General features: G+C 35.9%; 28 protein-coding genes. 27 read left to right on the plus strand and 1 reads right to left on the minus strand.

Annotated elements, in window-relative coordinates; translation table 11 throughout:
- Positions 1–768: 768 nt before the first annotated feature.
- From MKY29_RS00155 to rsmI, 10 genes are all read left to right on the plus strand, one after another.
- A complete protein-coding gene (locus MKY29_RS00155; protein ID WP_340878675.1) occupies positions 769–2190 on the plus strand; it encodes an aminotransferase class I/II-fold pyridoxal phosphate-dependent enzyme in 1422 nt (473 codons plus the stop codon).
- A 2-nt stretch (positions 2191–2192) separates the two neighbouring features.
- Entirely contained in the window at positions 2193–2834 is a 642-nt protein-coding gene (tmk, locus tag MKY29_RS00160; RefSeq protein ID WP_090570736.1) for a dTMP kinase, read from the plus strand.
- A 45-nt stretch (positions 2835–2879) separates the two neighbouring features.
- Positions 2880–3209, plus strand: a complete 330-nt coding sequence (locus MKY29_RS00165) for a cyclic-di-AMP receptor (RefSeq protein ID WP_090570738.1) — start codon at positions 2880–2882, stop codon at positions 3207–3209.
- A 24-nt stretch (positions 3210–3233) separates the two neighbouring features.
- The gene (locus MKY29_RS00170; protein ID WP_090570741.1) at positions 3234–3674 is read left to right on the plus strand and encodes a YaaR family protein; all 441 of its coding nucleotides are present in this window, start codon (positions 3234–3236) and stop codon (positions 3672–3674) included.
- Positions 3675–3795: 121 nt separating this feature from the next.
- Positions 3796–4803, plus strand: coding sequence for a DNA polymerase III subunit delta' (gene holB / locus MKY29_RS00175; RefSeq protein WP_093496465.1), 1008 nt, complete (start codon positions 3796–3798; stop codon positions 4801–4803).
- Complete coding sequence (locus MKY29_RS00180) at positions 4796–5626, plus strand: PSP1 domain-containing protein (RefSeq protein WP_090570747.1); 831 nt, start codon at positions 4796–4798, stop codon at positions 5624–5626. The genes holB and MKY29_RS00180 overlap by 8 nt, the downstream gene beginning before the upstream one ends.
- A gap of 12 nt (positions 5627–5638) precedes the next feature.
- Entirely contained in the window at positions 5639–5992 is a 354-nt protein-coding gene (gene yabA, locus MKY29_RS00185) for a DNA replication initiation control protein YabA (RefSeq protein ID WP_340878676.1), read from the plus strand.
- 63 nt (positions 5993–6055) lie between these two features.
- A complete protein-coding gene (locus MKY29_RS00190) occupies positions 6056–6802 on the plus strand; it encodes a tRNA1(Val) (adenine(37)-N6)-methyltransferase (RefSeq protein ID WP_090570754.1) in 747 nt (248 codons plus the stop codon).
- Positions 6789–7052 carry a GIY-YIG nuclease family protein gene (locus MKY29_RS00195; protein ID WP_090570757.1) on the plus strand — a complete coding sequence of 88 codons (264 nt, stop codon included), beginning with the start codon at positions 6789–6791 and terminating at the stop codon, positions 7050–7052. The genes MKY29_RS00190 and MKY29_RS00195 overlap by 14 nt, the downstream gene beginning before the upstream one ends.
- Positions 7052–7930, plus strand: a complete 879-nt coding sequence (gene rsmI / locus MKY29_RS00200; protein WP_090570886.1) for a 16S rRNA (cytidine(1402)-2'-O)-methyltransferase — start codon at positions 7052–7054, stop codon at positions 7928–7930. Before MKY29_RS00195 ends, rsmI begins: the two co-directional genes overlap by 1 nt.
- Before the next feature lie 40 nt (positions 7931–7970).
- Here rsmI and MKY29_RS00205 read toward each other — a convergent pair whose 3' ends face one another.
- Positions 7971–8246 (minus strand): AbrB/MazE/SpoVT family DNA-binding domain-containing protein, encoded by a 276-nt coding sequence (locus tag MKY29_RS00205; RefSeq protein WP_090570759.1) that lies wholly within the window; start codon positions 8244–8246, stop codon positions 7971–7973.
- 342 nt (positions 8247–8588) lie between these two features.
- Between MKY29_RS00205 and metG the strand changes: the two genes are divergently transcribed.
- The 17 genes from metG (at position 8589) to mfd (ending at position 25971) form a co-directional block, all read left to right on the plus strand.
- Entirely contained in the window at positions 8589–10535 is a 1947-nt protein-coding gene (gene metG / locus MKY29_RS00210; protein WP_090570762.1) for a methionine--tRNA ligase, read from the plus strand.
- 185 nt (positions 10536–10720) lie between these two features.
- Entirely contained in the window at positions 10721–11491 is a 771-nt protein-coding gene (locus MKY29_RS00215) for a TatD family hydrolase (RefSeq protein ID WP_090570765.1), read from the plus strand.
- A 118-nt stretch (positions 11492–11609) separates the two neighbouring features.
- A complete protein-coding gene (locus MKY29_RS00220; protein ID WP_090570768.1) occupies positions 11610–12821 on the plus strand; it encodes a G5 and 3D domain-containing protein in 1212 nt (403 codons plus the stop codon).
- Between the two features lie 89 nt (positions 12822–12910).
- Positions 12911–13489 carry a ribonuclease M5 gene (gene rnmV, locus MKY29_RS00225; protein ID WP_090570771.1) on the plus strand — a complete coding sequence of 193 codons (579 nt, stop codon included), beginning with the start codon at positions 12911–12913 and terminating at the stop codon, positions 13487–13489.
- Positions 13474–14352 (plus strand): 16S rRNA (adenine(1518)-N(6)/adenine(1519)-N(6))-dimethyltransferase RsmA, encoded by an 879-nt coding sequence (gene rsmA / locus MKY29_RS00230; protein ID WP_340878677.1) that lies wholly within the window; start codon positions 13474–13476, stop codon positions 14350–14352. The genes rnmV and rsmA overlap by 16 nt, the downstream gene beginning before the upstream one ends.
- A gap of 153 nt (positions 14353–14505) precedes the next feature.
- Positions 14506–14769, plus strand: a complete 264-nt coding sequence (gene veg / locus MKY29_RS00235) for a biofilm formation stimulator Veg (protein ID WP_090570777.1) — start codon at positions 14506–14508, stop codon at positions 14767–14769.
- Positions 14770–14900: 131 nt separating this feature from the next.
- On the plus strand, positions 14901–15074 hold the full coding sequence (locus tag MKY29_RS00240) for a small, acid-soluble spore protein, alpha/beta type (RefSeq protein WP_090570780.1): 174 nt from the start codon (positions 14901–14903) through the stop codon (positions 15072–15074).
- Positions 15075–15545: 471 nt separating this feature from the next.
- On the plus strand, positions 15546–16412 hold the full coding sequence (gene ispE / locus MKY29_RS00245) for a 4-(cytidine 5'-diphospho)-2-C-methyl-D-erythritol kinase (RefSeq protein ID WP_090570889.1): 867 nt from the start codon (positions 15546–15548) through the stop codon (positions 16410–16412).
- Positions 16413–16467: 55 nt separating this feature from the next.
- Positions 16468–17319 (plus strand): pur operon repressor, encoded by an 852-nt coding sequence (purR, locus tag MKY29_RS00250; protein WP_090570782.1) that lies wholly within the window; start codon positions 16468–16470, stop codon positions 17317–17319.
- Positions 17297–17668: a RidA family protein gene (locus tag MKY29_RS00255; protein ID WP_340878678.1), complete on the plus strand. Its 372-nt coding sequence runs from the start codon at positions 17297–17299 to the stop codon at positions 17666–17668. Before purR ends, MKY29_RS00255 begins: the two co-directional genes overlap by 23 nt.
- 193 nt (positions 17669–17861) lie before the next feature.
- Positions 17862–18149 carry a septation regulator SpoVG gene (gene spoVG, locus MKY29_RS00260; protein WP_090570788.1) on the plus strand — a complete coding sequence of 96 codons (288 nt, stop codon included), beginning with the start codon at positions 17862–17864 and terminating at the stop codon, positions 18147–18149.
- Positions 18150–18416: 267 nt separating this feature from the next.
- The gene (gene glmU, locus MKY29_RS00265; protein WP_340878679.1) at positions 18417–19787 is read left to right on the plus strand and encodes a bifunctional UDP-N-acetylglucosamine diphosphorylase/glucosamine-1-phosphate N-acetyltransferase GlmU; all 1371 of its coding nucleotides are present in this window, start codon (positions 18417–18419) and stop codon (positions 19785–19787) included.
- Between the two features lie 22 nt (positions 19788–19809).
- Positions 19810–20769, plus strand: a complete 960-nt coding sequence (locus tag MKY29_RS00270; RefSeq protein WP_090570794.1) for a ribose-phosphate diphosphokinase — start codon at positions 19810–19812, stop codon at positions 20767–20769.
- Between the two features lie 76 nt (positions 20770–20845).
- Entirely contained in the window at positions 20846–21445 is a 600-nt protein-coding gene (locus MKY29_RS00275) for a 50S ribosomal protein L25/general stress protein Ctc (protein WP_090570796.1), read from the plus strand.
- 89 nt (positions 21446–21534) lie between these two features.
- Positions 21535–22098, plus strand: a complete 564-nt coding sequence (pth, locus tag MKY29_RS00280) for an aminoacyl-tRNA hydrolase (RefSeq protein ID WP_090570798.1) — start codon at positions 21535–21537, stop codon at positions 22096–22098.
- Between the two features lie 42 nt (positions 22099–22140).
- Positions 22141–22377 (plus strand): anti-sigma-F factor Fin, encoded by a 237-nt coding sequence (locus MKY29_RS00285; RefSeq protein ID WP_241600580.1) that lies wholly within the window; start codon positions 22141–22143, stop codon positions 22375–22377.
- Positions 22378–22437: 60 nt separating this feature from the next.
- Positions 22438–25971: a transcription-repair coupling factor gene (gene mfd / locus MKY29_RS00290; protein WP_340878680.1), complete on the plus strand. Its 3534-nt coding sequence runs from the start codon at positions 22438–22440 to the stop codon at positions 25969–25971.
- The last annotated feature ends 20 nt before the right edge of the window (positions 25972–25991 follow it).

A 25991-nucleotide genomic window follows, 5' to 3' on the forward strand; every position in this document is an offset into this window, starting at 1 on the left:
GAGAGTAGGACGTCGCTGGGCACCAAAGAAAAAGTCGTTACCAAGTTTAATCGGTAGCGGCTTTTTTGAAAGATGAATATGCAGGACCTTCTAAAGACACTATACATTGCAGTCGACCCAGGAGTAGAAAACAACTAGTAGTAATTCAATTCTACACAATAAGGTTTTGAATGAATAAAGAACTTTGGGAAAATTATCCTTTCCGCAAGTAAAAGGCAAAAGACCGCAAGTAAATATAGACTTAGAGCAAGTAAATCATTCATGACCGCAAGTAAGCCAAAGATGGAAGCAAGTAATCAATAGTTGAGAGCAAGTAAAGATAAAATAGGGGTGAATCATTCATAATAGATAGGAATGTATATGTTTCTTGATTACACAAAGTCAGTGTTTCTGGTACTTTATGATATTGCATGCAAAGTAGAGACTCTGGATTTGTTATCAGCATCTTAAAAGGGCATTCCTTAAGTATTTCTTCAACTAGTAGAAAAGGATACGATATAAAAATAGCTGGCCTCTATCGTAAGAGTAGGTTTAGAACTTAAAGGACTGGGCATTTTTTTGAGGTTTTCTTAATATAGTTTTTTGATTATTGTTACTTAAATTTAGATTTCAGTAAAATAATTTTGTTCAATTATAGATGGACTTTTACCAAAAGATACTTCTATTTAATAGGAAAACCAGACAGAAATAAGTTGCCTATCTCCCTGTACTTGATACTATTCATGTATAATAGAAGAAAGATATTAGAACGTATAGTGAGGTAATATAATGCAAGAGAAAAGACCGTTGGTTGAGGCATTAGAAAAATTTCATAAAAATAGCCCTATTTCTTTTCATGTACCTGGACATAAAAATGGACTTTTATCGAATTTACCAGAACTAATAAGAGATTCAATGCAATACGATTTGACAGAATTAAATGGGCTGGATGATTACCATCATCCAGAGGAAGCGATAAAGGAAGCAGAGCAATTACTGACCAAACTATATAACACTGACGAAAGTTTCTTTTTAGTGAATGGCACGACTATTGGAAACCTTGCTATGATTTATGCAACCTGCCAGTATGGAGAGCAAATTATAGTACAACGGAATGCTCATAAATCTATTTTTCACGCTATTGAATTGGTTGGGGCAGAGCCTATTTTTGTATCCCCTAAATGGGATGAACAATCCAAAACGGCGTCCTATGTATCATTAGAGGTAATTGAAGAAGCAATTCAACAATTTCCTTTTGTCAAAGCGGTTGTCTTAACCTATCCAAACTATTATGGAGTTTCTTCTCCGGATTTAGAGAATATCATTAGACTATGTCATCAACTACAAATGCCTGTGTTAGTAGATGAAGCACATGGTGCACATTTTCAAACGCATAAAGGATTTCCAAAGTCAGCGTTATTGTATGGGGCTGATATCGTCGTACAATCAGCACATAAAACGTTACCAGCGTTAACAATGGGTTCATTTTTACATATTCGTTCTCAATTTATTGATAGCAAAAAGGTAAATAAATACTTAAGAATGTTGCAATCGAGTAGTCCTTCTTATTTAATTTTAGCTTCTCTTGATGATGCAAGAAGTTATGTGGAAAGATATAGTCCAATGGATTTTAAACAGTTGATGGATAGAAGAGAAGTGTTTATACAAGCTTTAGAAACTATTCCATTAATTAAAGTAGTTCAAGTAGACGATCATTTAAAACTATTAATACGAGTTGGTAAGTATTCTGGGTTTCAGGTTCAGCAAGCTTTTGAGAAACAAAATATATATGTGGAGCTAGCGGATCCACACCAAGTCTTACTAATTCTCCCATTGCTAAAAGTGGAGCATGAATATGCATTTGCAGAGATTAGAAAGCGAATAAAACATGCCGTAGATAAATTAAAAAAAGAAAGCCCAGATTTAAAGAATAATGTATTTCATATGGAACAAAGATCTATTTCTACCTTACAGATGAGCATGGAGCAACTGAGTGACAAACAAGGGGAATGGATTCCTTATGTACGGACAATTGGAAGGATAGCTAAAGGGATGATTATTCCTTACCCTCCTGGTATTCCGCTAATCTTACCAGGGGAGAAAATTACGGTTCCCATTCTTACGGAATTAGAAGAGTGGATTGAAAAAGGTGCATTGTTTCAAGGAGAACATCGACTAGAAGAAAAGTTAATATATGTGGTGGAGGAGTAACTGTGCAAAAAAGAGGGTACTTTATAACAAGCGAGGGTCCAGAAGGTGCTGGGAAAACAACTGTTATGAATTTATTAGGAGAACAACTAATCGAAGAGGGCTACGATGTCGTTATGACAAGAGAACCCGGAGGTATTATGATTTCCGAAAAGATTCGTAACATAATTTTAAATAACGAGCATACAATGATGGAAAGCCGTACTGAAGCGTTATTATATGCAGCTGCTAGAAGACAACATTTAGTAGAGAAGATTCTACCTGCGTTAGAAGCTGGGAAAATTGTGATTTGCGATAGATTTATTGATAGCTCATTGGCATACCAAGGTTTTGCTCGTGGTATTGGTGTAGAGGAAATATGGGCTATTAACAAGTTTGCGATTGGTGAAACGATGCCGGAAAAAACAGTCCTATTTGATGTTGATCCTGAAGTAGGTCTATCAAGAATTAATGCACATAAGGATAGAGAAAAAAATCGATTAGATGTGGAAAATTTAGCGTTTCATCAAAAAGTACGAGCTGGTTATTTATCGTTAGTTGAAAAATACCCAGAACGTATACAAGTAATAGATGCCTCTCAGCCATTAGAAAAGGTATTAGAAGAAACATACAGAGTCATCAAACGGGAATTAGAAATTATTAGATAATTCATGGTATAATAAAAGAAAAAATACTAATAGGGGTGAGTATCGATGAAATTGATAGTAGCGGTAGTGCAGGATCAGGATAGTAATCGGTTGTCTAATGCATTAACAAAGGCAAAGTTTAGAGCAACAAAACTGGCAAGTACAGGTGGTTTTTTACGTTCCGGAAATACTACATTTCTAATCGGTACTGATGATGCTCTAGTAGCTTCTGCTTTGGAATTAATAAGAGATAATTGTAGAGCAAGAGAGCAAATGGTAGCACCAGTATCTCCAATGGGTGGAAATGCAGATTCTTATATTCCTTATCCAGTGGAGGTTGAGGTAGGAGGAGCTACTGTATTTGTACTTCCAATTGAACAATTCCATCATTTTTAAAAATGAAGGAAGGAGTAGTAACTATTGAAGATAAATCAAGATATGCGTGTTGGTATAGATAATATTCGAAAAGACTCTATGCAGAATGGAAATCAGTCTGTTAAATTTGGTCAGATGATTACAAAACAGGAACAGCGCATGCAGACAGATGTGATGACACGACTTCTCGGAGATATTTCTACAGCAGGGGATCGTCTGGCGCGATCACGAAACTTACGTGACATGGCAAAGTTTAAAATGCTAATTCGAAAGTTCTTACACGAAGCTGTCGATTTTGGAATGGGATTAAAACAATCTCATACATGGAACCGTTTTGGTGAAGGAAGAAAGTTGAAACTAGTAGAAACAATTGATGAAAAATTAGTTGAATTAGCAGAAGAAATTTTAAATCAAGAAAAAAGTTCTATAGACTTGTTAGATAAAATTGGAGAGATAAAAGGCTTACTTATTAACTTATACACGTAAGTTTCCCGTGTTTTCGCATAATGCGAAACGCGGGATTTTTCAAAAAAAGCATATATTATAACTCAGTATCATTTTTGCACTGACTAAATGCTTGTACTTTTCTTAGAAAGAGGTGAAGGAGATGGAAAACTGGTCGATTGAAGGCGTAGAAAAATTACAACCGAACGTATTTAAACAAATTCAAACAATTGTATCTAAAAATCGAATCGGACATGCCTATATTCTAGAAGGAGCTAAAGGAACTGGAAAAAAGAAAGTTATGCAATTTTTTGTTCAGCTCATATATTGTGAAAATCCAGTAAATAATGTTCCATGTGAAACATGTCGATCATGTAAAAGATTAAAGTCCTTCAATCACCTTAACTTTATGCAACTGGAACCTGATGGTCAGTTTATAAAAAAGGGACAAGTAGATGAATTGGTTCATACGTTAAGTAAAACTACTATTGAAAAACAACGAAAAATATATGTAATACATCATGCAGACCAATTAAATGCCAGTGCTGCAAATACGTTATTGAAGTTTTTAGAAGAACCTCAAAGTGAGATTACGGCCATACTATTAACCGATAGAATGCATGCTTTACTTCCAACCATTCGATCCAGATGTCAGCACTTAACTTTATCTCCAATGCCAACTGCTATTTTAAAGCAGAAGTTAATAGAAGAGGGAATCACTGAATCTATGGCTTCTACTGTTTGTAAAATGACGAATCAAGTAGAAGAAGCAATTAATTTAGCGAAAGATGAGCAGTTTGGACTTGTAAGGAAATCAGTGTTAAAATTGGTTGAAGCAAATGGAAGAAGTGTTCAAGATGCATTGATGTGTATACATGAAGATTTTGGAACTTTGCTCAAAGAGAAAGAGCAGGCAGAACAAGCGTTAGATTTACTACTATTCGCATATCGTGATATAGTAGCTATAAAAGCAAGTCCCATCGCAGATTGTACTTTTCCAGATATGAATTCTTATTGGAAACAGGTTGCCCTACAAACAACGTATGAGCAATTATCGAAGCAATTAGAAATGATTTTACATGCAAAACAAAACTTGCATAAAAATATGAATCGAACACTGATGATGGAGCAGTTAATGCTTAACCTGCAGGAGGGATTTACTTTTGTATAATGTGGTAGGAGTCCGCTTTAAAAAAGCGGGTAAAATATATTATTTTGATCCAGTGGATTTTGCTTTAGAGAAAGATGATTATGTAATCGTCGAAACAGCAAGAGGAGTGGAGTACGGTAAAGTAGTAGTTCCGATCAAGCAAGTTGAGGAACATGACGTTGTACTTCCTTTAAAACAAGTAGTAAGACCTTCTACGGATAAAGATCGTATTCAAGTAGAGGAAAATAGATTAGAATCAGCTCAAGCTCTTGCACTTGGGACTGACAAGATTATCGAAAGAAATCTTGAAATGAAGTTAGTTGACGTTGAATATACATTCGACCGAAACAAAATTATTTTTTATTTTACTGCAGAAGGTCGTGTAGACTTTCGAGATTTGGTGAAAGATTTAGCGTCAGTATTTAGAACTCGAATTGAACTTAGACAAATTGGAGTTCGTGATGAAGCTAAAATGTTAGGTGGTATAGGTCCTTGTGGTCGTATGCTTTGTTGTTCTACATTTCTAGGTGATTTTGAGCCAGTTTCTATAAAAATGGCAAAAGATCAAAATTTATCGTTGAATCCATCTAAAATTTCTGGACTTTGTGGCCGACTTATGTGCTGCTTAAAGTATGAGAACGATGAATATGAAACTGCTAGAGAACAAATGCCGGATATTGGTGATAAAGTTGAAACACCTGATGGGCTAGGTAGAGTAGTAAGTATGAATATTTTGGAGCGAATTTTACGTATAGAATTACCTGATCCACAACGTGTTCTAGATTATACTTTAGAAGAAATTACAAACCATGCAACAAATCAGGTGCAATGGTCGGGGCAATGAGGTGAATGTGTGATGGACCGCAATTTTTTTGATACAATTATAGATTTTGAAAAACAATTAGAGTCCACGCAGCTGCAATTTCGCGCTTTAAAAGAATTTGTGGCGATAATGGTTGAAGAACGTGAAGCGCTACAACAAGAGAATAATCATTTAAGACAACGACTCGATGAAATGCATGAAAAAGAATTAATTATTGAAAAATTGCGAGATGAGAAATTGAACAAGTTGGATGTAGGAGAGGGCCATGATAATCTCGCTCGTCTCTATCAAGAAGGCTACCATGTGTGTCATGTTCACTTTGGAAGTTCTCGTAAAGAAGAAGATTGTCTATTTTGTCTATCGTTTTTAAACAAACAAAACACATAAACAATTGACTGATGCCACTCCATAAGTGGGGTCAGTCTTTTGTTTTCCTTGGGGGTAACAATTATGGAACTATGGTTAAAGGATGACGAACGACTTGATTATTTATTGGCAGAAGATTTACGTATCATACAAAGTCCTTCTGTCTTCTCTTTTTCTTTGGATGCAGTATTGCTATCAAGATTTACATATGTCCCGATTAAAAAAGGGAAAATTATAGATATGTGCTCAGGAAATGGAGCAATTCCATTATTTCTAAGTGCTCGGACAAAAGCCGAAATCATAGGTGTTGAATTACAAGAAAGGCTAGCAGATATGGCTACAAGAAGTGTTCAGTTCAATAACCTTGTAGAACAAATTACAATGATGACAGCGGATGTAAAGGGTATTGCTAAAAAGCTTGGTTCTGAAAAATTTGATGTTGTTACTTGTAACCCGCCCTATTTTCCAGCTCATGAGGCAAGTGAGAAAAATTTAAAAGAGCATTTGGCAATTGCTCGACATGAAATTCATCTTACCTTGGAGGAGGCAGTTCAATCTGCTAGCGAATTATTAAAACAAGGTGGAAAGGCTTCCTTTGTTCATCGTCCTGGTAGACTTCTTGATATTGTAACTTCGATGAGGGCTAATCGTTTAGAGCCTAAAAGAATTCGTTTTGTCTATCCAAAAGAAGGAAAGGAAGCAAATACATTGCTGATTGAAGGTATAAAAGATGGAAAGCCAGACTTGAAGATATTACCTCCTTTATATGTGTACGGAGATGATGGTAAATATACACAAGAAGTAAAAGAGATGTTGTATGGAAAAGAATGAAAAACAGCATACTTTTTACGTGTTAGAATGTAAGGATGGGTCCTATTACGCGGGTTATACGAATGATTTAGTTAAAAGAATAAATGTACATAATGCAGGAAAGGGAGCAAAGTATACACGTGCCAAGCGACCAGTTAGTTGTATATATAGTGAACTGTACGAAACAAAGCAAGAGGCAATGCAAGCAGAGTACGCTTTTAAACAGCTAACAAGAAAACAAAAAATAAATTATATGGGGACAAGTAAATGATGAAATCTCAGAAATCAATTGAGCATGAACAAAGCAGCTGCTTGTATTTAGTTGCAACGCCCATTGGGAATCTAGAAGATATGACGATGAGGGCTATTCGAATACTAAAAGAAGTTGATATTATTGCAGCAGAAGATACAAGAAATACAAAAAAATTGTGTAACTACTTCGAGATTTCTACCCCTCTTATTAGTTATCATGATCATAACCTGCAGTCAGGCGGAGAAAAGCTGATGGAATTGTTAAGAGAGGGTAAACAAATAGCATTAGTAAGTGATGCGGGTCTCCCTTGTATATCTGATCCTGGTGCAGATATTGCTGCTAAAGCAGTAAAAGAAGGATTTGCGATTGTACCGATCCCTGGAGCAAACGCTGCACTAAGTGCTCTAATTGCATCTGGACTTTCAACACAGCCATTTTTCTTTTACGGCTTTTTAAGTCGCAATAAAAAAGAAAGAAAACTGGAAATTGAAAAACTTCAAAATAGACAGGAGTCCATTATTTTATATGAGTCACCACATCGCTTAAAGGAATCATTACGTGATTTACAATCTATTATTGAAGGGACACGTAAAATTGTACTAGCACGTGAGATAACAAAGAGATTTGAAGAGTTTTTAAGAGGTACGATTGACGAAGCTGTAGAGTGGGTGGAGCAGGCTGAGATTCGGGGAGAATTCTGTATAGTATTAGAAGGAAACGAAGATGCGGTAGAATCGAATGAAGAAACACCATGGTGGTCAGAACTAACACTAGAAGAACATGTGGACCATTTAATAGAAGAAAAACAGTGTACGTCAAAGGAAGCTATTAAAGAAGTAGCCATCCAAAGAGGTTTATCTAAAAGAGAAGTTTATCAAAATTATCATGTAGAGTAAAAAAACCGTAAACTTATAAAGTTTACGGTTTTTTTTCTAATTATTTTAAGTTACTTTGAATCTCTTTAATTAGTAATTCTGCACCTTCTGCACTTAGAATCAGTTTTCCGCCAACTAGACGTAGGTTGTCATCTGATACCTCACCAGTTACAGCACAAGTCATATTTGGCATATATTTTTTTAGGATGATTTTATCATCATCTACATAAATTTCTAATGCATCTTTTTCAGCAATACCCAGCGTGCGACGTAATTCAATTGGAATAACTACACGACCTAATTCATCAACTTTACGTACAATACCTGTAGATTTCATAAAAAATTATTCTCCCCTCAAGAGTGCATATTTTTCGCCAAGATTCGACATAAACCTCTTTTATGTAATATATCATACCAAGTACTGCCATTTTCGTCAATAATTAATGCTTTAGCGAAAGAGAGTAATATAATATTATTTTGATATTTAAATTAGTTTTTAATAAAAAATCCATTCTTTTAAAGGAAAATAGGAATTATTTTGATATATTATCTAGTTTTTTGAAGTTTGCTGTTTGGTAATTTTCATTCGACAAACATGAATAAATGAATTGATTGAAACAAACTCTTCATTTAGATAGAATAAAGAATAAAGAGAATCAACATTGGAGGCATCTTTACATTGAAAGATCAACAGAAAACATTCTATTTAACAACGCCTATTTATTATCCGAGTGGAAAATTTCACATTGGAACCGCGTATACAACCGTTGCTTCCGATGCAATGGCCAGATATAAAAGACTTAGGGGATATGAAGTTCGTTTCCTAACAGGAATGGACGAGCACGGTCAAAAAATTCAAGAAAAAGCACAGGAGGCAGGAAAAGAGCCTCAAATTTATGTAAATGAAATTGCAGAAGCGGCCAAAAAGGTATGGGCTTTAATGGATATTTCTTATGATGATTTTATCCAAACTACAGAAGAACGTCATACAAAAATAGTAGAGAAAATATTCCAGAAATTCTTGGATAATGGGGACATTTATAAGGGAGAATATGAAGGGTGGTATTGTACACCTTGTGAGTCTTTCTTTACTGAAACGCAGTTAATAGAAGGAAACTGTCCAGACTGTGGTCGTCCTGTTCAAAAAGTGAAGGAAGAATCATACTTCTTTAATATGAAAAAATATGCGGACCGTTTATTGGCATATTATGAGCAAAACGTGGAATTTATAGAGCCAGAATCTAGAAAAAATGAAATGGTCAATAACTTCATTAAACCGGGCTTAGAAGATTTGTCAGTATCAAGAACGTCCTTTGATTGGGGTATTAAAGTTCCAGGAGATCCTAAGCATGTAATCTATGTATGGGTGGATGCCTTGACTAATTATATTACCTCACTTGGTTATTTATCAGATGATGATTCTCTTTTCCAAAAGTTTTGGCCTGCAGATGTCCATGTAGTAGGGAAAGACATCGTCCGTTTCCATACAATTTATTGGCCTATATTCCTAATGGCATTAGATTTACCATTGCCTAAGAAGGTTTTTGCTCATGGATTTATCATGATGAAAGACGGTAAAATGTCTAAATCGAAAGGAAACGTTGTATACCCAGAAATGTTAGTAGAACGTTATGGATTAGATGCAACACGTTATTTCCTACTGCGTGAACTTCCTTTTGGTCAAGATGGAGTATTTTCCCCTGAATCGTTCGTAGAGAGAACAAACTTTGACCTTGCAAATGATTTAGGGAATTTGTTGAATAGAACTGTTTCAATGATTAATAAATATTTCGATGGTAAAATTCCAGTAAGTCAAAGTGAACCGACAGAGTTTGATGAAACGTTACAGGGATTTACAAAGGAAACAATTGATAAATATGAAGCAAATATGGAAAAAATGCAGTTTAGTTTAGTGCTTGGGGATTTATGGGCTTTAGTATCACGTACAAATAAATATATTGATGAAACTCAACCATGGGTACTTGCAAAAGACGAAGCAACTAAAGGGCAACTGGCTTCAGTTATGACACATTTAGCAGAAAGTCTTCGACAAATTGCAACACTTGCCCAACCATTTATGACGAATAGTCCGAAACAAATTGCAGAACAAGTTGGTTTTACAGTAGATTATTTGCAATGGGACTATTTAGGTTCATTTAATGTTATTAAAGATGGTACTTCAGTAATAAAAACAGGAATTCCTATTTTCCCACGGTTAGATGTAGATGTAGAAGTTGCTTATATTCGTGAACAAATGAGGGGCTCTGTTCAAACACCTCAGGAAGAGGAAGAATCTCAAACAGAAGAAATTTCAATCGATGACTTTTTCAAGGTGGACTTACGCGTTGCAACTGTTTTATCGTGTGAGGCCGTACCTAAAGCAGATAAATTACTAAAGCTGCAACTAGATATGGGATATGAAAAGCGTCAAGTAATTTCTGGGATTGCCCAACATTACAAGCCTGAAGACGTTATTGGTAAAAAAGTAATTGTAGTAGCAAATTTAAAACCTGTGAAGTTAAGAGGAGAGTTATCTCAAGGAATGATTCTTGCAGGTGAAAAAGATGGATATTTGACACTTGCTACAGTGGATGAAAAACTTGAAAATGGTGCTCAAGTGAAATAATCGTTAAAATAGACCTGTCGTATTACAGACAGGTCTTTTGATTTAAAATAATATTTTCAAATACTATTTTAGAGGTCATTTATAAAACTAAACCTTATCAAAGTTGAATAAATTCAAAATAGGTATTCTTTTAATAGTATTGCAAAGAATAGAAAATAACCACTAATAGGTAAGGGGAAGATAAAATGTTTATTGATACACATGTACATTTAAATGCAGATCAGTACGAGGAAGATTTACAAGAAGTGATTAATCGTGCACTAGAAGCTAATGTAAAAAAAATGGTCGTTATTGGTTTTGATCGTATCACGATTGAAAGAGCTATGGAGTTAGTAGAGCAGTATTCTTTTATCTATGCTGTAGTGGGATGGCATCCTGTGGATGCAATTGATTGTACAGAAGAGGACTTAAAATGGATTGAAGAACTTGCAGCACACGAAAAGGTTGTTGGTATAGGGGAAATGGGCCTAGATTATCATTGGGACAAATCTCCTAAAAATGTTCAACAGATATTGTTTCGAAAACAAATACGGTTAGCCCAAAAAGTAAAATTACCGATTATTATCCATAATCGTGATGCAACTGAAGATGTGATTCGTATTCTACAAGAAGAAGAAGCACATATTACAGGAGGTATCATGCATTGTTATGGAGGGAGTGTTGAAACGGCAAAGCAATGTATAGAGATGAATTTTATGATATCCCTTGGTGGACCGGTAACTTTTAAAAATGCAAAGAAACCAAAAGAGGTAGCAACAAAAATTCCATTAGAAAATTTACTAATTGAAACAGATGCACCTTATTTAACTCCGCACCCTTATCGAGGAAAAAGAAATGAACCAGCTCTTGTGACACTAGTTGCGGAAGAAATAGCACGTCTAAAAGGAATTTCAATAGAAGAGGTGGCAGAAGTAACTACTAAAAATGCGGAATTATTCTTTGGTATAACGGAATAAAAAAGTACTAATATTAAGAAGATATTTTATATGTCCTAAATTTCAAAAAAAACCTTAACTGTTGACAACCTCTTTGGGACTCTATATAATCACTTCAGTGAACAAGGAGGCGTTTTTCATGTCAAATAATTCCATGAAAAACCTGTTCTTTCATTCATTGAGGAGCAAGCAAACCTTAGTAACTGTAGTATCTTTACTATTGTTTCTTGCAGTAGTTTCTTTCGTTTTATTCGAAGGAACAAAGAAAACTGTTGCTTTAACAGTTAATGGTGAACAACAAGATATATTAACGCATGCAAATACAGTTGGTGAATTATTAGATAGTCATCAAATAGTAGTAGCCAAGGAAGACTTTTTACATCCCTCAGTGAACACATCAATCGAAAATAATTTGTCGATTGAGTGGGAGCAGGCAAGACAAATAGAAATCACAGTAGATGGTGAAATTCAAACACTTACAACTACTGATGACTTAGTTTCAGAAATACTCGCAAAGGCAAATGTTTCAGTTACTGAACATGATGCGATAACACCTGCTGCAGATGCAGAGGTTGGACCTAAAAACAAAATTGCTATTGAAAAAGCATTTGAAGTAACGCTTTTAGATGGTAATGAAGAGAAGAAGGTATGGTCCACTTCGACTACGGTCGCTGACTTTTTAAAACTATATAACATTCAATTGAGTGAATTCGACCGAGTAAAACAGAAAATGGATGAATTAGTAGTCCCGAATTCTGAAATACAAGTAGTGCGAGTAGAAAAGGTCACCGATGTAGTTGAGGAAGAAACAAACTTTGCGGTAGAAACGAAAAAAGAAGACTCGCTACTAAAAGGGAAAGAAAAAGTAGTACAAGATGGTGTAAATGGAACTGTTTCACGGACTTATGAAGTAGTGAAAGAAAACGGTAAAGAGGTCTCTCGTAATATGGTGAACGAGAAGATTATTAAAGAGCCAACCAAAAAAGTGGTGGCAGTCGGAACGAAAGTCGTGACTGCTAGTGTTTCACGTGGAGCAAATTCGTCAGCAACTCCATCCACAGGGAAAGAATTTTATGTCACAGCAACTGCTTATACTGCTAGTTGTAACGGTTGTTCTGGCGTAACTGCAACAGGGGTTAACTTGAAATCTAATCCAAATTTGAAGATTATTGCAGTAGATCCTGGTGTTATTCCACTGGGCTCAAAAGTATGGGTAGAAGGCTATGGTTATGCGGTAGCTGGAGATACTGGTGGAGCTATCAAAGGAAATAAGATTGACGTATTTATGCCCTCTAAATCGAAGGCATATGACTTTGGTCGTCAAAAAGTACGCGTGAAAGTTTTAAACTAACTTTAATAGCTTTCCCTTTCGTTGATTGGGAAAGCTTTTTTGCGTTATGATAGATATAGTGGTGGAAAAACGGAAAAGAGGAAAACCAGTTGCAAATAAAAGAAATAATAGTTGTTGAAGGAAAAGATGATACAACAGCTATAAAACGTTCTGTAGAAGCAGATACTATTGAAACGAATGGTTCAGCTATATCTAAAGAAACACTTATAAAAATCCAACATGCTCAAGATAAACGTGGTGTCATTGTATTTACTGATCCAGATTACCCAGGAAGACGAATTCGCGCTATTATTGAAGAGCAGGTTCCGGGTGTGAAACACGCATTTTTGTCCAAAGAAAAAACAATAGCAAAAAATGGAAAAGGATTAGGAATCGAACACGCAAAGGACGAAGATATTCGCGCCGCTCTTTCTAATGTTTATACCCCAAAATCAGACAAAGAAACGTTTATCGAAATACCTCTTTCGATATTAGTTGATGGGCAATTAATTGGCCATCCCCATTCGAAGGAAAGACGAACAAGATTGGGAGAATTATTGAAAATTGGATATACCAATGGAAAACAGCTACAGAAAAGACTATCTATTTTTCAAATTAGTCAACAACAAGTGGAAGAAGCAATTGCACAACTCAATTTGGAGGAAAATAATATATGCAAAAAGATATAGCAACACCAATACGTACACAAGAGATACTAAAGAAATACGGGTTCTCATTCAAAAAAAGCTTAGGGCAAAACTTCTTAATTGACCCGAATATCTTACGTAATATTGTAAGCCATGCTGAACTTACGGTAGAATCTGCTGCAATTGAAATTGGACCTGGTATTGGAGCATTAACGGAGCATTTAGCGAGAACCGCAGGAAAAGTAGTAGCCTTTGAAATTGATCAAAGACTGTTACCTGTTTTAGCAGATACTTTATCACCTTACGACAACGTAGAAATTATTCATGCGGATATTTTAGAAGTGGATGTTCAACAAATGTTTGAAAGTCAGCTTCAAAACTATAAGGATGTTATGGTAGTTGCAAATTTACCATACTACGTAACGACACCGATATTGTTGAAACTGTTGATGGATCGTCTACCTATACGTGGTATGGTTGTTATGATGCAAAAAGAGGTGGCAGACCGAATCACTGCATCCCCCGGAACTAAAGCATATGGTTCTTTGTCTATTGCTATTCAGTACTATATGGAGGCAGAAATAGCAATGATTGTTCCTAAAGCAGTGTTTATGCCACAACCAAACGTAGATTCAGCTGTTATTAAACTTACTCGCCGTGAAGTACCGCCAATTCAAGTAATCGATGAAGAATTCCTATTTAAAGTTTCTCGTGGTTCTTTTGTTCAAAGAAGAAAAACAATTATTAATAATCTACAATCATCACTACCTAACGGGAAAGCGAAAAAAGATATTATCATACAAGCTTTAGGAAAAGCAGGCGTTGATCCAACAAGACGTGGAGAAACATTAAGTATAGAAGAGTTCGGAAAATTATCTAATGAACTATATGAAGAATTTCATTAATTTTACTTGTTACAAAATAAGTAATATTTATAAAAAAGTGAGCATAGCTATTAAATAAAAACGTTGACAACTGTATAGAATGATTGATAAAATATTTTGTTTGACAAAATTTAAAAACGGTGGTAAGATAGTAATCAGTGAGGTGTATGCGAAATGCCAAAAACTTTAGCTGATATTAAGAAGTCATTAGATCATCATTTAGGCAAACGTTTGCAATTAAAAGCAAACGGAGGACGGAAGAAAACAATAGAGCGTGCAGGTGTACTTAGAGAGACATATCATGCAGTATTTGTTATCGATTTGGATCAAGATGAAAACTCTTTTGAACGTGTATCTTATAGTTATGCAGATGTTTTGACCGAAGCAGTAGAAATCACTATTTTTGATGAAGCAAATAATTTGATAGTTGTAAAATGATTTTTTAGAACTTTTATTTCTTATTTTTATAATTTTAAAAACCTCTTTTCTAATTTTTTATTAGAATAGGGGTTTTCTTTTGGATTGCGGACATACTAAAAAAGCTAGTTGTTCCAAAGGAGGATTCACCTATGTCTAGAAAAGGGATAATGTCTAAAGAATTAAAAGAAGAGATAGCCAAAGATCTTGGATTTTATGAGGTAGTCAAAACCGAGGGCTGGGGAGGAATTAAATCACGTGATGCAGGTAATATGGTAAAACGAGCAATTGAAATGGCTGAACAGCAAATGAAATCACCAAAGTAAAGAAGCATATACCATAATTATTCATTGAAGTACTAATGCACACGAGAGACAAAACTAAAGAACAACTAGCACAAAGAAAAGACGGAGCAATCCGTCTTCTCTTTTTTAAATATTTGTGCGTGGAATTTGGATCCATATAATGTGTGGTAACTTAATAAAATCTAGCATAGCTTATCGCCATAATTAATTATTTTAAGGCGGAACAAATTTTTACTTCTGTTTTCAAGATTATCTCTTCTCTACTTACTTTTTTAAGGTCCTGACCAGTTTCTGAAAGTTGTAGAAGGCTATGGAGAGGTAATCTTATAGATTAATAATATAGACTACTATTATAGATTATTAATAAGCTATGCTTTATCTCTGTAATTGTTCAATTATTTTACCAGTTAGGGAAGCTGAATCTCACTTCCGCATACCTGATGCACTGTGTTAAAATAGGGGACAACATATTTGGGAAAAGGAGCAGATGGAATGTATTACGTAAAAGCACCTGCTAAAATAAATCTAACACTAGATGTACTACATAAACGTCCGGACGGTTACCATGAAGTAGAAATGATTATGACTACTGTGGATTTAGCAGACCGTATAGGATTAGAGGTAAGAGAAGATGGAGCTATACATATTTTATCTGTGGATCGCTTTGTTCCAAATGATCATCGGAATCTAGCGTATCAGGCCGCTAAGATTCTAAAAGACATCTATCGAGTGAAACAAGGAGTTTCTATTACAATCGAAAAGAACATTCCCGTAGCAGCTGGGCTAGCTGGAGGTAGCAGTGACGCAGCAGCCACGTTAAAAGGATTAAATGTAATTTGGGAGTTAGGGCTTTCTTTAGATGAACTTGCTGAAATAGGTTCTAAAATAGGTTCGGACGTACCGTTTTGTGTGTACGGAGGAACTGCTTTAGCAACAGGAAGAGGAGAGAAGATACAAGAACTCCCTTCTCCAGCTAATTGTTGGATAGTCCTTGCGAAGCCGACACTTGGGGTATCAACTGCAGACATCTATGGAAATCTAAAAATAAATGAAATAAAACATCCAAACACTGCTCTAATGATTGAATCTATTCAACAGAAAGACTTTGATCTAATGTGTTCTTCTGTCGGAAACGTATTGGAAGATGTAACTCTAAAACTATATCCAGAGGTGGCAGGTTTAAAAGACCAAATGAAAAAATTTGGTGCGGACGCTGTATTGATGAGTGGAAGCGGTCCAACTGTGTTTGGGATAGTCGATCATGAGACAAGAGTCCAAAGAATATATAATGGTCTTCGTGGATTTTGCGACGAGGTATATGCAGTTCGCTTAATGGGTGATAGAGAACCACTTGCTTAAATCCGGATGTTTGTGGTAAGTTTTCTATAAAACATTCGTATTTGGAGGTGAAACTATGAAATGGAAAAGAAGTGAACGGCTTGTAGATATGACTCAATATCTTATGGAGCATCCGCATAAATTAATCCCTTTGACATTCTTTGCTTCTTTATATCAATCTGCTAAATCTTCGATAAGTGAGGATTTAACTATTGTAAAGGAAACTTTTGAAGAGAGAGGCAGAGGTTTACTTGTTACTGTTCCCGGAGCCGCAGGTGGAGTCAAGTTTATACCAACAATGACAGAAGAAGATATCGTAGAAATAGCGCAAGAATTGATGGAACAGCTTTCAAAAGTGGATCGCTTATTACCTGGTGGGTATTTATATATGACGGACCTGTTAGGAAATCCATCGCTGATGAATAAAATCGGTAAAGTATTCGCATCTGCATTTGCTAATGCAAAAATTGATGCGATTATGACGGTAGCTACTAAAGGTATACCAATAGCACATGCAATAGCGAGACATTTAAATGTTCCTGTAGTCATTGTGCGAAGAGATAGTAAAGTAACAGAGGGACCGACAGTTAGTATAAATTACGTATCAGGCTCGGCACGCCGCATCCAAACGATGGTTCTATCTAAAAGAAGTATGGAGAAGGGACAACGTGTTTTAATCACTGACGACTTCATGAAAGTTGGAGGAACGATTAATGGGATGAAAAGTTTATTAGAGGAATTTAATTGTGAGTTAGCTGGAATTGCTGTGCTGGTAGAAGCAGAGCATCAAGGGGAACAATTGGTAAATGATCATTTATCTCTAGTTAAGCTTCACGAGGTCAATGAAAAAGATGGTACAATTGCTTTAACACAAGGGAATTATTTTGAGAAAGGTGGTAACTTAGATGAAAGCAGTATCAACAACTAATGCACCTGCAGCAATTGGTCCGTACGTACAAGGAATGATTGTGAATGGAATATTCTACAGTTCAGGTCAGATCCCATTAACTCCAGCAGGAGAAGTAGTGGAAGGCTCTATTACAGAACAGACTGCGCAGGTTTTTGCTAATTTAGAGGCAGTACTGACAGAAGCTGGCTCGTCTTTAAATCAAGTAGTAAAAACTTTGGTGTTTTTAAAAGATATGAATGATTTCGCTGAATTTAACGAAGCTTATGAAAAACATTTTGCAGGTCACAAACCCGCACGCTCTGCGGTAGAAGTTGCAAGACTACCGAAAGATGTTAAGGTAGAAATCGAAGTAATCGCAGAAGTGTAAAGATTAGCTTAAAGGTGTTTTCCTCGGAGAACGCCTTTTTTATTTGTCTACTTATAGCGCAAGGTTTGTACAAGCAAGAATAAATTATTTAAAATATTAAAAATATTCTTATTTGAAAGAAGGAATTAAGAAGTTTTTGTGGAATAACAAATAGATAGAGATATTTGTAACTTTGAAAAAGGGTGGTGAGAGAATGGAAGTAACGGACGTAAGATTACGTAAAGTAGTGACTGATGGCCGTATGAGGGCTATCGCTTCCATTACGTTGGACAACGAATTTGTTGTGCATGATATTCGAGTAATAGATGGAAATAATGGTTTGTTTGTAGCGATGCCGAGTAAAAGAACGACAGAAGGTGAATTTAGAGATATCGCTCACCCGATTAATGTTGGAACACGCACGAAAATTCAAGAAGCTATTCTATATGCCTATCATTTAAGTAGTGAGGTTGAAGAAAAAGTCGGAGAACCTACTGTATAAAGGAAAAGGAAAAGTAAAAACCATTTCTTTAAAAGGGATGGTTTTTTTTGTTGTCAAATTATTTAATAAAAATAAAAATTATAACACCAAAAAAGCTACCTTTTTCTAGAACTTTAAAAAAACAAGTATAATTTAGACGATTCTTCAAGAAATTCAACTATAGTACTTGTTTTGTCATGTATTTGTCAAGAGATATTTCCTTGAAATCTTTCCTCATTTCGGCTATAGTCAAAAGAGTAAATTAGCCCACGGGAGGGAACTTGAAAAATGACAAATACTTATGCGGTTGTATTAGCTGCCGGTAAAGGTACACGTATGAAGTCTAGTTTGTATAAAGTATTACATCCTGTATGTGGGAAGCCAATGGTAGAACATGTTGTAGCAAATATGGAACAGCTTGGTGTGGAAAAAATCGTAACAATCGTAGGACACGGAGCGGAAGAAGTGCAACGTGGACTAGGGACGAGAAGTGAATATGCTCTTCAAGAAGAACAGCTAGGAACAGCACATGCTGTTTTACAGGCTGAAGAAGTGCTAAAAAATCTAACAGGAACAACTATTGTTATCTGTGGAGATACGCCACTTATCACGGCAAAAACAATGAATGATTTGTTAGAACATCATAACGCAACTGGAGCAAAAGCAACTATTTTAACAGCAATTGCAGAAAACCCAAATGGTTACGGTAGAGTTATTCGTTCTGTGGATGGAAGTGTTCAAAGTATTGTTGAACAAAAAGATGCTACTACAGAGGAACAGCTTGTACGTGAGATTAATTCAGGGACGTATTGTTTTGACAATGAAGCACTATTTAAATCATTAAAGTTAGTTAATAATAATAATGCACAAGGTGAATATTACTTACCAGATGTAATTGAAATCTTACAAAAAGAAAATGAAATTATTTCAGCATATGCTGCAAGGGACTTCGAGGAAATTCTAGGCGTAAATGATCGCATTGCTTTATCTCAAGCAGAAGAGACTATGCGTTTACGTATTGCAAGGCATCATATGCGTGAAGGCGTCACAATCATCGACCCGAGAAATACATACATCAGTAGTGAAGCTGTTATTGGAGCAGATACAGTTATTCAACCTGGAGTTATCATTGAAGGAAAAACAACAATTGGCATGAACTGTACGATTGGTCCGAATAGCCATATCGTATCAAGTGTAATTGGTGATGAAACAACGATACACTCATCAGTTGTATTATCTAGTGAAGTTGGAGACCATGCCTCTATTGGTCCGTTTGCCCATATTCGTCCTCAATCCGATGTTGGAGATGATGTGAAGATTGGTAACTTTGTAGAAGTGAAAAAGTCCACAGTAGGCAATGGAAGTAAAATTTCTCATTTAAGCTACATGGGAGATGCTTCGATTGGAGCAAACGTCAATGTTGGTTGTGGAACTATTACAGTGAATTATGATGGAAAAAATAAATTTATCACAAAGATTGAAGACGATGCCTTTATTGGTTGTAATTCTAACTTAGTAGCACCAGTAACGATTGGTAAAAAAGCATATATAGCTGCAGGCTCAACTATTACAAAGGATGTACCTGGTGAAGCACTTGCAATTGGTAGAGCACGACAGGAAAACAAAGATGGTTACGTTAACAAACTAAATCTAAAATAACCCATTATCCAGGAGGATTATCATGCCAGAACAATATGCAAATTCGAAGTTGAAAATTTTTACACTAAATTCCAATAAGGAATTAGCAGAAGAAATCGCAAAAGAAGTAGGAGTACCTCTAGGTAAAAGTACAGTAACTAGATTTAGTGATGGTGAAGTACAGATTAATATCGAAGAAAGTATCCGCGGATGTGATGTATTCATTGTTCAATCAACTTCAGGTCCTGTTAATGAGCATTTAATGGAATTATTAATTATGCTTGATGCACTAAAACGAGCTTCAGCTCGCACAATTAGTGTGGTAATCCCTTACTATGGATATGCACGCCAAGACAGAAAGGCACGTGCTCGTGAACCAATTACAGCTAAACTTGTAGCGGATCTACTAACAACTGCAGGTGCAACTCGTGCGATCGTTCTTGATTTACATGCTCCTCAAATTCAAGGATTCTTTAATATTCCGATAGATCATTTAGTTGCTGCTCCAATATTATCCGATTACTTCTTAGGTAAGAACTTTGATCCAGCGGAGTTAGTAATTGTTTCTCCTGATCATGGTGGAGTAACGCGTGCCCGTAAAATGGCAGATCGTTTAAAGGCACCGATCGCGATTATTGATAAACGTCGTCCACGACCAAACGTGGCAGAGGTTATGAATATTGTAGGTAATGTAGAAGGAAAAACGGCTATTTTAATCGATGATATTATTGACACAGCTGGAACAATCTCTATCGCAGCTGCTGCATTGATGGAAAGCGGAGCAAAAGAAGTTTATGCTTGCTGTACACACCCGGTTTTATCTGGACCGGCTATTGAACGTATCGATAACTCAGTTATTAAAGAGCTAGTAATTACAAACTCTATTCAATTAGCGGAAGATAAAATGTCACCAAAGATTAAAGAATTGTCTGTTGCTAAGTTATTGGGCGATGCAATTGTAAGAGTTTTCGAAGAGAAATCAGTTAGCACGTTATTTGATTGATCTCAGAAATGTTTGAATTTTGCCGAAGATGGGTATTTATATTTATAGAACACACTTCGGGAGGATTGAGAATATTATGAGTACAGTTGTAAAAACACAAAAGCGTGATAAAAAAGAGAATGCAAAGCTTCGAAACAGTGGATTTATCCCAGCGATTGTATACGGCTTTGAACTAGAATCCCAGTCCATTGCAGTTAATGAAAAAGACTTCGTAAAAACACTTCGTGAGGTTGGTCGTAATGGTGTTATAAAACTTGATGTTGATGGTAAATCAGTAAACGTAGTGTTGAGTGATTATCAGATGAATATTCTAAAAGGACAAATGATTCATGCAGACTTTTTGGCGATCAATATGAAAGAAGAGTTAGAAGTAAATGTTGCGGTTAATGTGACGGGAGATTCAGTTGGTGTTTCAGAGGGTGGTATGCTTCAACAGCCAAATCGTGAAATTACCATTACAGTGAAACCTTCAGATATTCCGGATAGTATTGATATTGACGTGTCTAGCATGGCTATTGGAGATACATTAACGGTTGCAGATGTTAGAGATAAAGTTGGATATCCAATATCGAACGATGACGATTTTACATTAGTTACAGTTTCAGCACCTCGAGTGGAAGCAGAAACAGAGGAAACTGAGACTGAGTCAGAGACAGAAGAAACAACAGAAGAATAATTAAACAAAAGAGGTTGTCCTAAGGCAACCTCTTTTGTTTTGAATATGGTAAGATTAATAAAAACTTGTAATAAAGGAATGGAACGAAAATGAAAATTATCATTGGTCTTGGAAACCCTGGAAAACAATATGAAGGTACTCGCCATAATATTGGGTTTCATGTAATTGATGAACTTTCTAATCGATTAAATATACCACTTACACAGTCTAAGTTTAATGGGATGTTTGGAATCGGTCATATCGGTACGGAAAAGGTTATGCTTTTAAAACCATTAACGTATATGAACCTGTCGGGTGAATGTATTGTACCTATGATGGATTACTACGAAGTGAATGATGATGAAATAGTCGTTATTTATGATGATTTAGACTTACAGGTTGGAAAGCTACGTCTAAGACAAAAAGGTAGTGCAGGTGGACATAATGGTATTAAATCGATCATCCAACACTTAGGTTCCCAAGAATTTAATCGAATCCGCATTGGAGTGGACCGTCCTAATAACGGGATGAAGGTTCCCGACTATGTACTATCTAAATTTAATGAAAATGAAAAAATAGAAATTATACAGGCCGTGAAGAATAGTGCAGATGCTTGCGAAGATTGGTTTGGAAAAAAATTTTTAGATGTAATGAATACATACAATGGTGCATAAAAAGTGAAGAACAGGTCTATACTTCCTAAAAAGGAGGTTTTTATGGCCATGCCAATACGTTATAAATGTCGCCATTGTGAAACAGAAATCGGGCAGTTGCCATTTGATAGCATAGATGACCAGTTTTTAAAAAAACATGAGATTACTCAAGAAGAACAACATATATATATTAAAAATGGAGCAGAGGGAGATTTCACTGTGCAATGTATTTGTGAAGAGTGTCAGGATTCCCTTCAAAAGTTCCCAAATTACTATGCTTTAAAAAAATGGATACAGTAGTAATGCTTTGGCACGATTTCGTGCACAAAGCCTTTTTCTATTTAGATTGGGGGTACACAGATGGAACCTTTAAGTAATTTATTGATTGAAGATACACAAATACAAAAGCTAGTAAAAGAGTTAGAGAGTGGTAGAGACCAACAGCTAATAACAGGTCTTACTTCTAGTGCTAGAGCAGTTTTTACTAACATGTTATATAGAACACGGGAGAAAGCTATACTGATTGTAACGCCTAACCTCCTTCATGCTCAAAAACTAACTGAGGATTTAGTAAAACTAATTGGTGAGGACCTTGTGCGATTATATCCGGCGGATGAGCTAATTGCAGCTGATATATCTATTACTAGTCCTGAACTTCGTGCACAAAGACTAGAAGCATTAGACCACATGTTAACACACGATAAGGGTGTTTATGTTGTTCCTATCGCTGGTCTTAAAAAGCATATGCCAACTAAGAAAGACTGGCAAGCTAGTAGCATGTCTATTACGGAAGGTGAAGAAATTAGTTTAGATTCCTTTTTACAAAGACTGGTGAATATGGGATATGTACGACAGCCAATGGTTACTGCTCCTGGAGAATTCGCTTTACGAGGCGGAATTATTGATATCTATCCATTATACCTAGAAAATCCTATTCGTATTGAATTGTTTGATACAGAGGTTGACTCCATTCGTACATTTTCTGCTGAAGATCAGCGCTCGTTAGAAAAGAGGAAAGATATACGAATCTTACCAGCCACCGAATACGTACTAACCGATGAAAAGAAAATTCTTCTAGCCCACAAGTTAGAAGAGGCACTAGCGGAGAGTTTGGAGAAAGTTAAAATTCCTGAAGTGAAAGATCTTTTCTATCAAAATATTCAACAAGATATTGAGTTGTTAAAGCAAGGTGAGCAACCAAAAGAATATATGAAGTATGTGTCTTTACTGGAAGAGAGTAATAGTTTTTTAGGAAACTATTTTAACGAAAATGGAATGGTTTTATTTGACGAGCTTGGCAGAGTTCAAGAAGTGACAGAGACACTAGAAAGAGAAGAAAATGATTGGATTCTTTCTTTATTAGAAGAAGGAAAAACTGTACATCGGGTAAAACCTTCTTTCCGTCTTAAAGAAATTATTCAGATGTTTTCTAACGAAAAGTTGTACTTTTCTTTGTTTTCTCGTACTTTTTCGGGAATTACGATTAAAAAGAATATTAGTTTTTCATGTAAACCAATGCAAAATTTCCATGGTCAAATGCATTTATTAAAAAATGAAATGGAGCGATTTACCCAAGGAAAGTTCCGCTTATTTATACTTGCAGATGGCAAAGAACGTATCCAAAAAATACACGCAGTGTTAGAAGATTACGAGATTACTTCTCAAATTGGTGCTACTGAGGGTGATATGAAATCACCTGGTATTTTTATCGTGGAGGGTGATCTAGAAGCTGGTTTTGAACTTCCATTACAACGAATTGCAGTTATTACCGATTCCGAACTTTTTAAACAAAAGCATAAGAAAAAAGCGAGAGCTCAAAAGGTAACGAATGCTGAGCGTATCAAAAGTTACTCCGAGATAAAACCTGGAGATAATGTTGTACATATACACCATGGTATTGGGAAATATATTGGAATTGAAACATTGCTTGTTAATGGTATTCATAAAGACTATCTTCATATCCGTTATCGTGGGGAGGATAAACTATTTGTTCCAGTAGATCAAATAGATCTTATTCAAAAATATGTTGCATCTGGCGAAAAGGATCCAAAGCTTCATAAGCTGGGTGGTGCAGATTGGAAGAAGACCAAAACAAAGGTTTCAGCAGCAGTCCAAGACATTGCTGATGAGCTAATAAAGCTATATGCCAAACGAGAAGCAGAAGTTGGATATGCATTTGAACCAGATAGTGAAATGCAGCAGTCCTTTGAAGCGGCATTTCCATACGAGGAAACGGATGACCAACTTCGTACTATTCAAGAAGTGAAAAAAGATATGGAAGAAGCTCGACCGATGGATCGCCTTGTCTGCGGTGATGTAGGTTACGGTAAAACGGAGGTAGCAATACGAGCGGCATTTAAAGCTGTCATGGAAGGAAAACAGGTGGCTTTTCTATGTCCTACAACTATATTGGCACAACAACATTATGAAACAATGATAGAGCGCTTTCAAGATTTTCCGATTGAAATAGGTTTACTAAGCCGTTTCCGAAACAAAAAACAACAAAGTGAAACGATTAGTGGATTGAAAAAAGGATTAGTAGATGTTGTAGTAGGTACACATCGAATTCTCTCTAAAGATGTGGAGTATCACGATTTAGGTCTTCTTGTTGTAGATGAGGAACAACGATTTGGTGTAAAACATAAAGAACGGATTAAGCAACTGAAAACAAATGTAGATGTCATGACTTTAACTGCTACACCTATACCTCGTACATTACATATGTCGATGATTGGTGTACGTGACCTATCTGTCATTGAAACTCCCCCCAAAAATCGTTTTCCAGTTCAAACGTACGTGATGGAACAAAATGGTGCTCTAGTTCGAGAAGCGATTGAAAGGGAACTTGCACGTGGGGGACAGGCATTTTATCTGTATAATCGGGTAGAAGATATTACGAGAAAAGTGGACGAAATACAAATGTTAGTACCGACTGCTAGAGTAGGGTTTGCACATGGTCAAATGAGTGAAACGGAGCTAGAGTCCATTATTATCAGCTTTATAGAGGGAGAATACGATGTCTTAGTTACTACGACCATTATTGAAACAGGCATTGATATTCCAAATGTAAATACACTTATTATTCAAGATGCAGATAAAATGGGGCTATCACAATTGTATCAATTAAGAGGTCGTGTAGGTCGCTCCAATCGTGTTGCTTATGCTTATTTAATGCATCAACGAGATAAGGTATTGACAGATGTGGCAGAAAAAAGATTGCAGGCTGTTAAAGAATTTACAGAGCTTGGTTCTGGGTTTAAGATTGCTATGCGAGACTTGTCTATTCGAGGTGCTGGAAACTTACTGGGTTCTCAACAACATGGATTTATAGACTCAGTAGGGTTTGATCTTTATACACAAATGTTGGAGGATGCAATTGCGGAAAAACGTACTGGTATTAAAAAAGAGGATTTACCAGACATAGAAATAGCACTCTCTACTGATGCTTATATTTCTGATGAATACATCCCGGATGGTTATCAAAAGATTCAAATGTACAAACGGGTAAAAGCAATGGAAAAAGAAGAAGAGTACTTCGACCTCATAGATGAATTACAAGACCGGTTTGGAGATATACCTCTCGAGGCAGAAACGTTACTACGTATTGCACGTATGAAAATTTGGGGTATAGCAGTAGGTGTAGAGTCTATTAAAGAAATAAATAAAATTATTTCGATTTCTTTAAATGCAGAGGGAACTAAAGCTATAGATGGAGCAAAACTGGTAGAAGAATCTATGAAATACGGACGTGCGGTTGGCTTTAATATGGATAATGGCAGTCTTGTACTGACTATTGATGAACGTAAAACAGGTAAATTCAATTCATTCGATGTATTAGAAGATATGGTTAGATTATTACCGGAAGCAAAAAAAGAAATAGCAGACGTCAAATAGCTCTTTGCATATTTTTTGGT

The sequence above is a fragment of the Psychrobacillus sp. FSL K6-2365 genome, assembly GCF_038003165.1.
GTDB classification, from domain to species: Bacteria; Bacillota; Bacilli; order Bacillales_A; family Planococcaceae; genus Psychrobacillus; species Psychrobacillus psychrodurans.

Bases quoted from the DNA above. Each gene is read 5' to 3' on its own strand.
- MKY29_RS00155 (WP_340878675.1), top strand. From the start codon at position 769: ATGCAAGAGAAAAGACCGTTGGTTGAGGCATTAGAAAAATTTCATAAA.
- MKY29_RS00165 (WP_090570738.1), top strand. From the start codon at position 2,880: ATGAAATTGATAGTAGCGGTAGTGCAGGATCAGGATAGTAATCGGTTG.
- holB (WP_093496465.1), top strand. From the start codon at position 3,796: ATGGAAAACTGGTCGATTGAAGGCGTAGAAAAATTACAACCGAACGTA.
- yabA (WP_340878676.1), top strand. From the start codon at position 5,639: ATGGACCGCAATTTTTTTGATACAATTATAGATTTTGAAAAACAATTA.
- MKY29_RS00190 (WP_090570754.1), top strand. From the start codon at position 6,056: ATGGAACTATGGTTAAAGGATGACGAACGACTTGATTATTTATTGGCA.
- MKY29_RS00195 (WP_090570757.1), top strand. From the start codon at position 6,789: ATGGAAAAGAATGAAAAACAGCATACTTTTTACGTGTTAGAATGTAAG.
- rsmI (WP_090570886.1), top strand. From the start codon at position 7,052: ATGAAATCTCAGAAATCAATTGAGCATGAACAAAGCAGCTGCTTGTAT.
- MKY29_RS00205 (WP_090570759.1), bottom strand. From the start codon at position 8,246: ATGAAATCTACAGGTATTGTACGTAAAGTTGATGAATTAGGTCGTGTA.
- MKY29_RS00215 (WP_090570765.1), top strand. From the start codon at position 10,721: ATGTTTATTGATACACATGTACATTTAAATGCAGATCAGTACGAGGAA.
- MKY29_RS00220 (WP_090570768.1), top strand. From the start codon at position 11,610: ATGTCAAATAATTCCATGAAAAACCTGTTCTTTCATTCATTGAGGAGC.
- rsmA (WP_340878677.1), top strand. From the start codon at position 13,474: ATGCAAAAAGATATAGCAACACCAATACGTACACAAGAGATACTAAAG.
- veg (WP_090570777.1), top strand. From the start codon at position 14,506: ATGCCAAAAACTTTAGCTGATATTAAGAAGTCATTAGATCATCATTTA.
- MKY29_RS00240 (WP_090570780.1), top strand. From the start codon at position 14,901: ATGTCTAGAAAAGGGATAATGTCTAAAGAATTAAAAGAAGAGATAGCC.
- ispE (WP_090570889.1), top strand. From the start codon at position 15,546: ATGTATTACGTAAAAGCACCTGCTAAAATAAATCTAACACTAGATGTA.
- purR (WP_090570782.1), top strand. From the start codon at position 16,468: ATGAAATGGAAAAGAAGTGAACGGCTTGTAGATATGACTCAATATCTT.
- MKY29_RS00255 (WP_340878678.1), top strand. From the start codon at position 17,297: ATGAAAGCAGTATCAACAACTAATGCACCTGCAGCAATTGGTCCGTAC.
- spoVG (WP_090570788.1), top strand. From the start codon at position 17,862: ATGGAAGTAACGGACGTAAGATTACGTAAAGTAGTGACTGATGGCCGT.
- glmU (WP_340878679.1), top strand. From the start codon at position 18,417: ATGACAAATACTTATGCGGTTGTATTAGCTGCCGGTAAAGGTACACGT.
- MKY29_RS00270 (WP_090570794.1), top strand. From the start codon at position 19,810: ATGCCAGAACAATATGCAAATTCGAAGTTGAAAATTTTTACACTAAAT.
- MKY29_RS00275 (WP_090570796.1), top strand. From the start codon at position 20,846: ATGAGTACAGTTGTAAAAACACAAAAGCGTGATAAAAAAGAGAATGCA.
- pth (WP_090570798.1), top strand. From the start codon at position 21,535: ATGAAAATTATCATTGGTCTTGGAAACCCTGGAAAACAATATGAAGGT.
- MKY29_RS00285 (WP_241600580.1), top strand. From the start codon at position 22,141: ATGGCCATGCCAATACGTTATAAATGTCGCCATTGTGAAACAGAAATC.
- mfd (WP_340878680.1), top strand. From the start codon at position 22,438: ATGGAACCTTTAAGTAATTTATTGATTGAAGATACACAAATACAAAAG.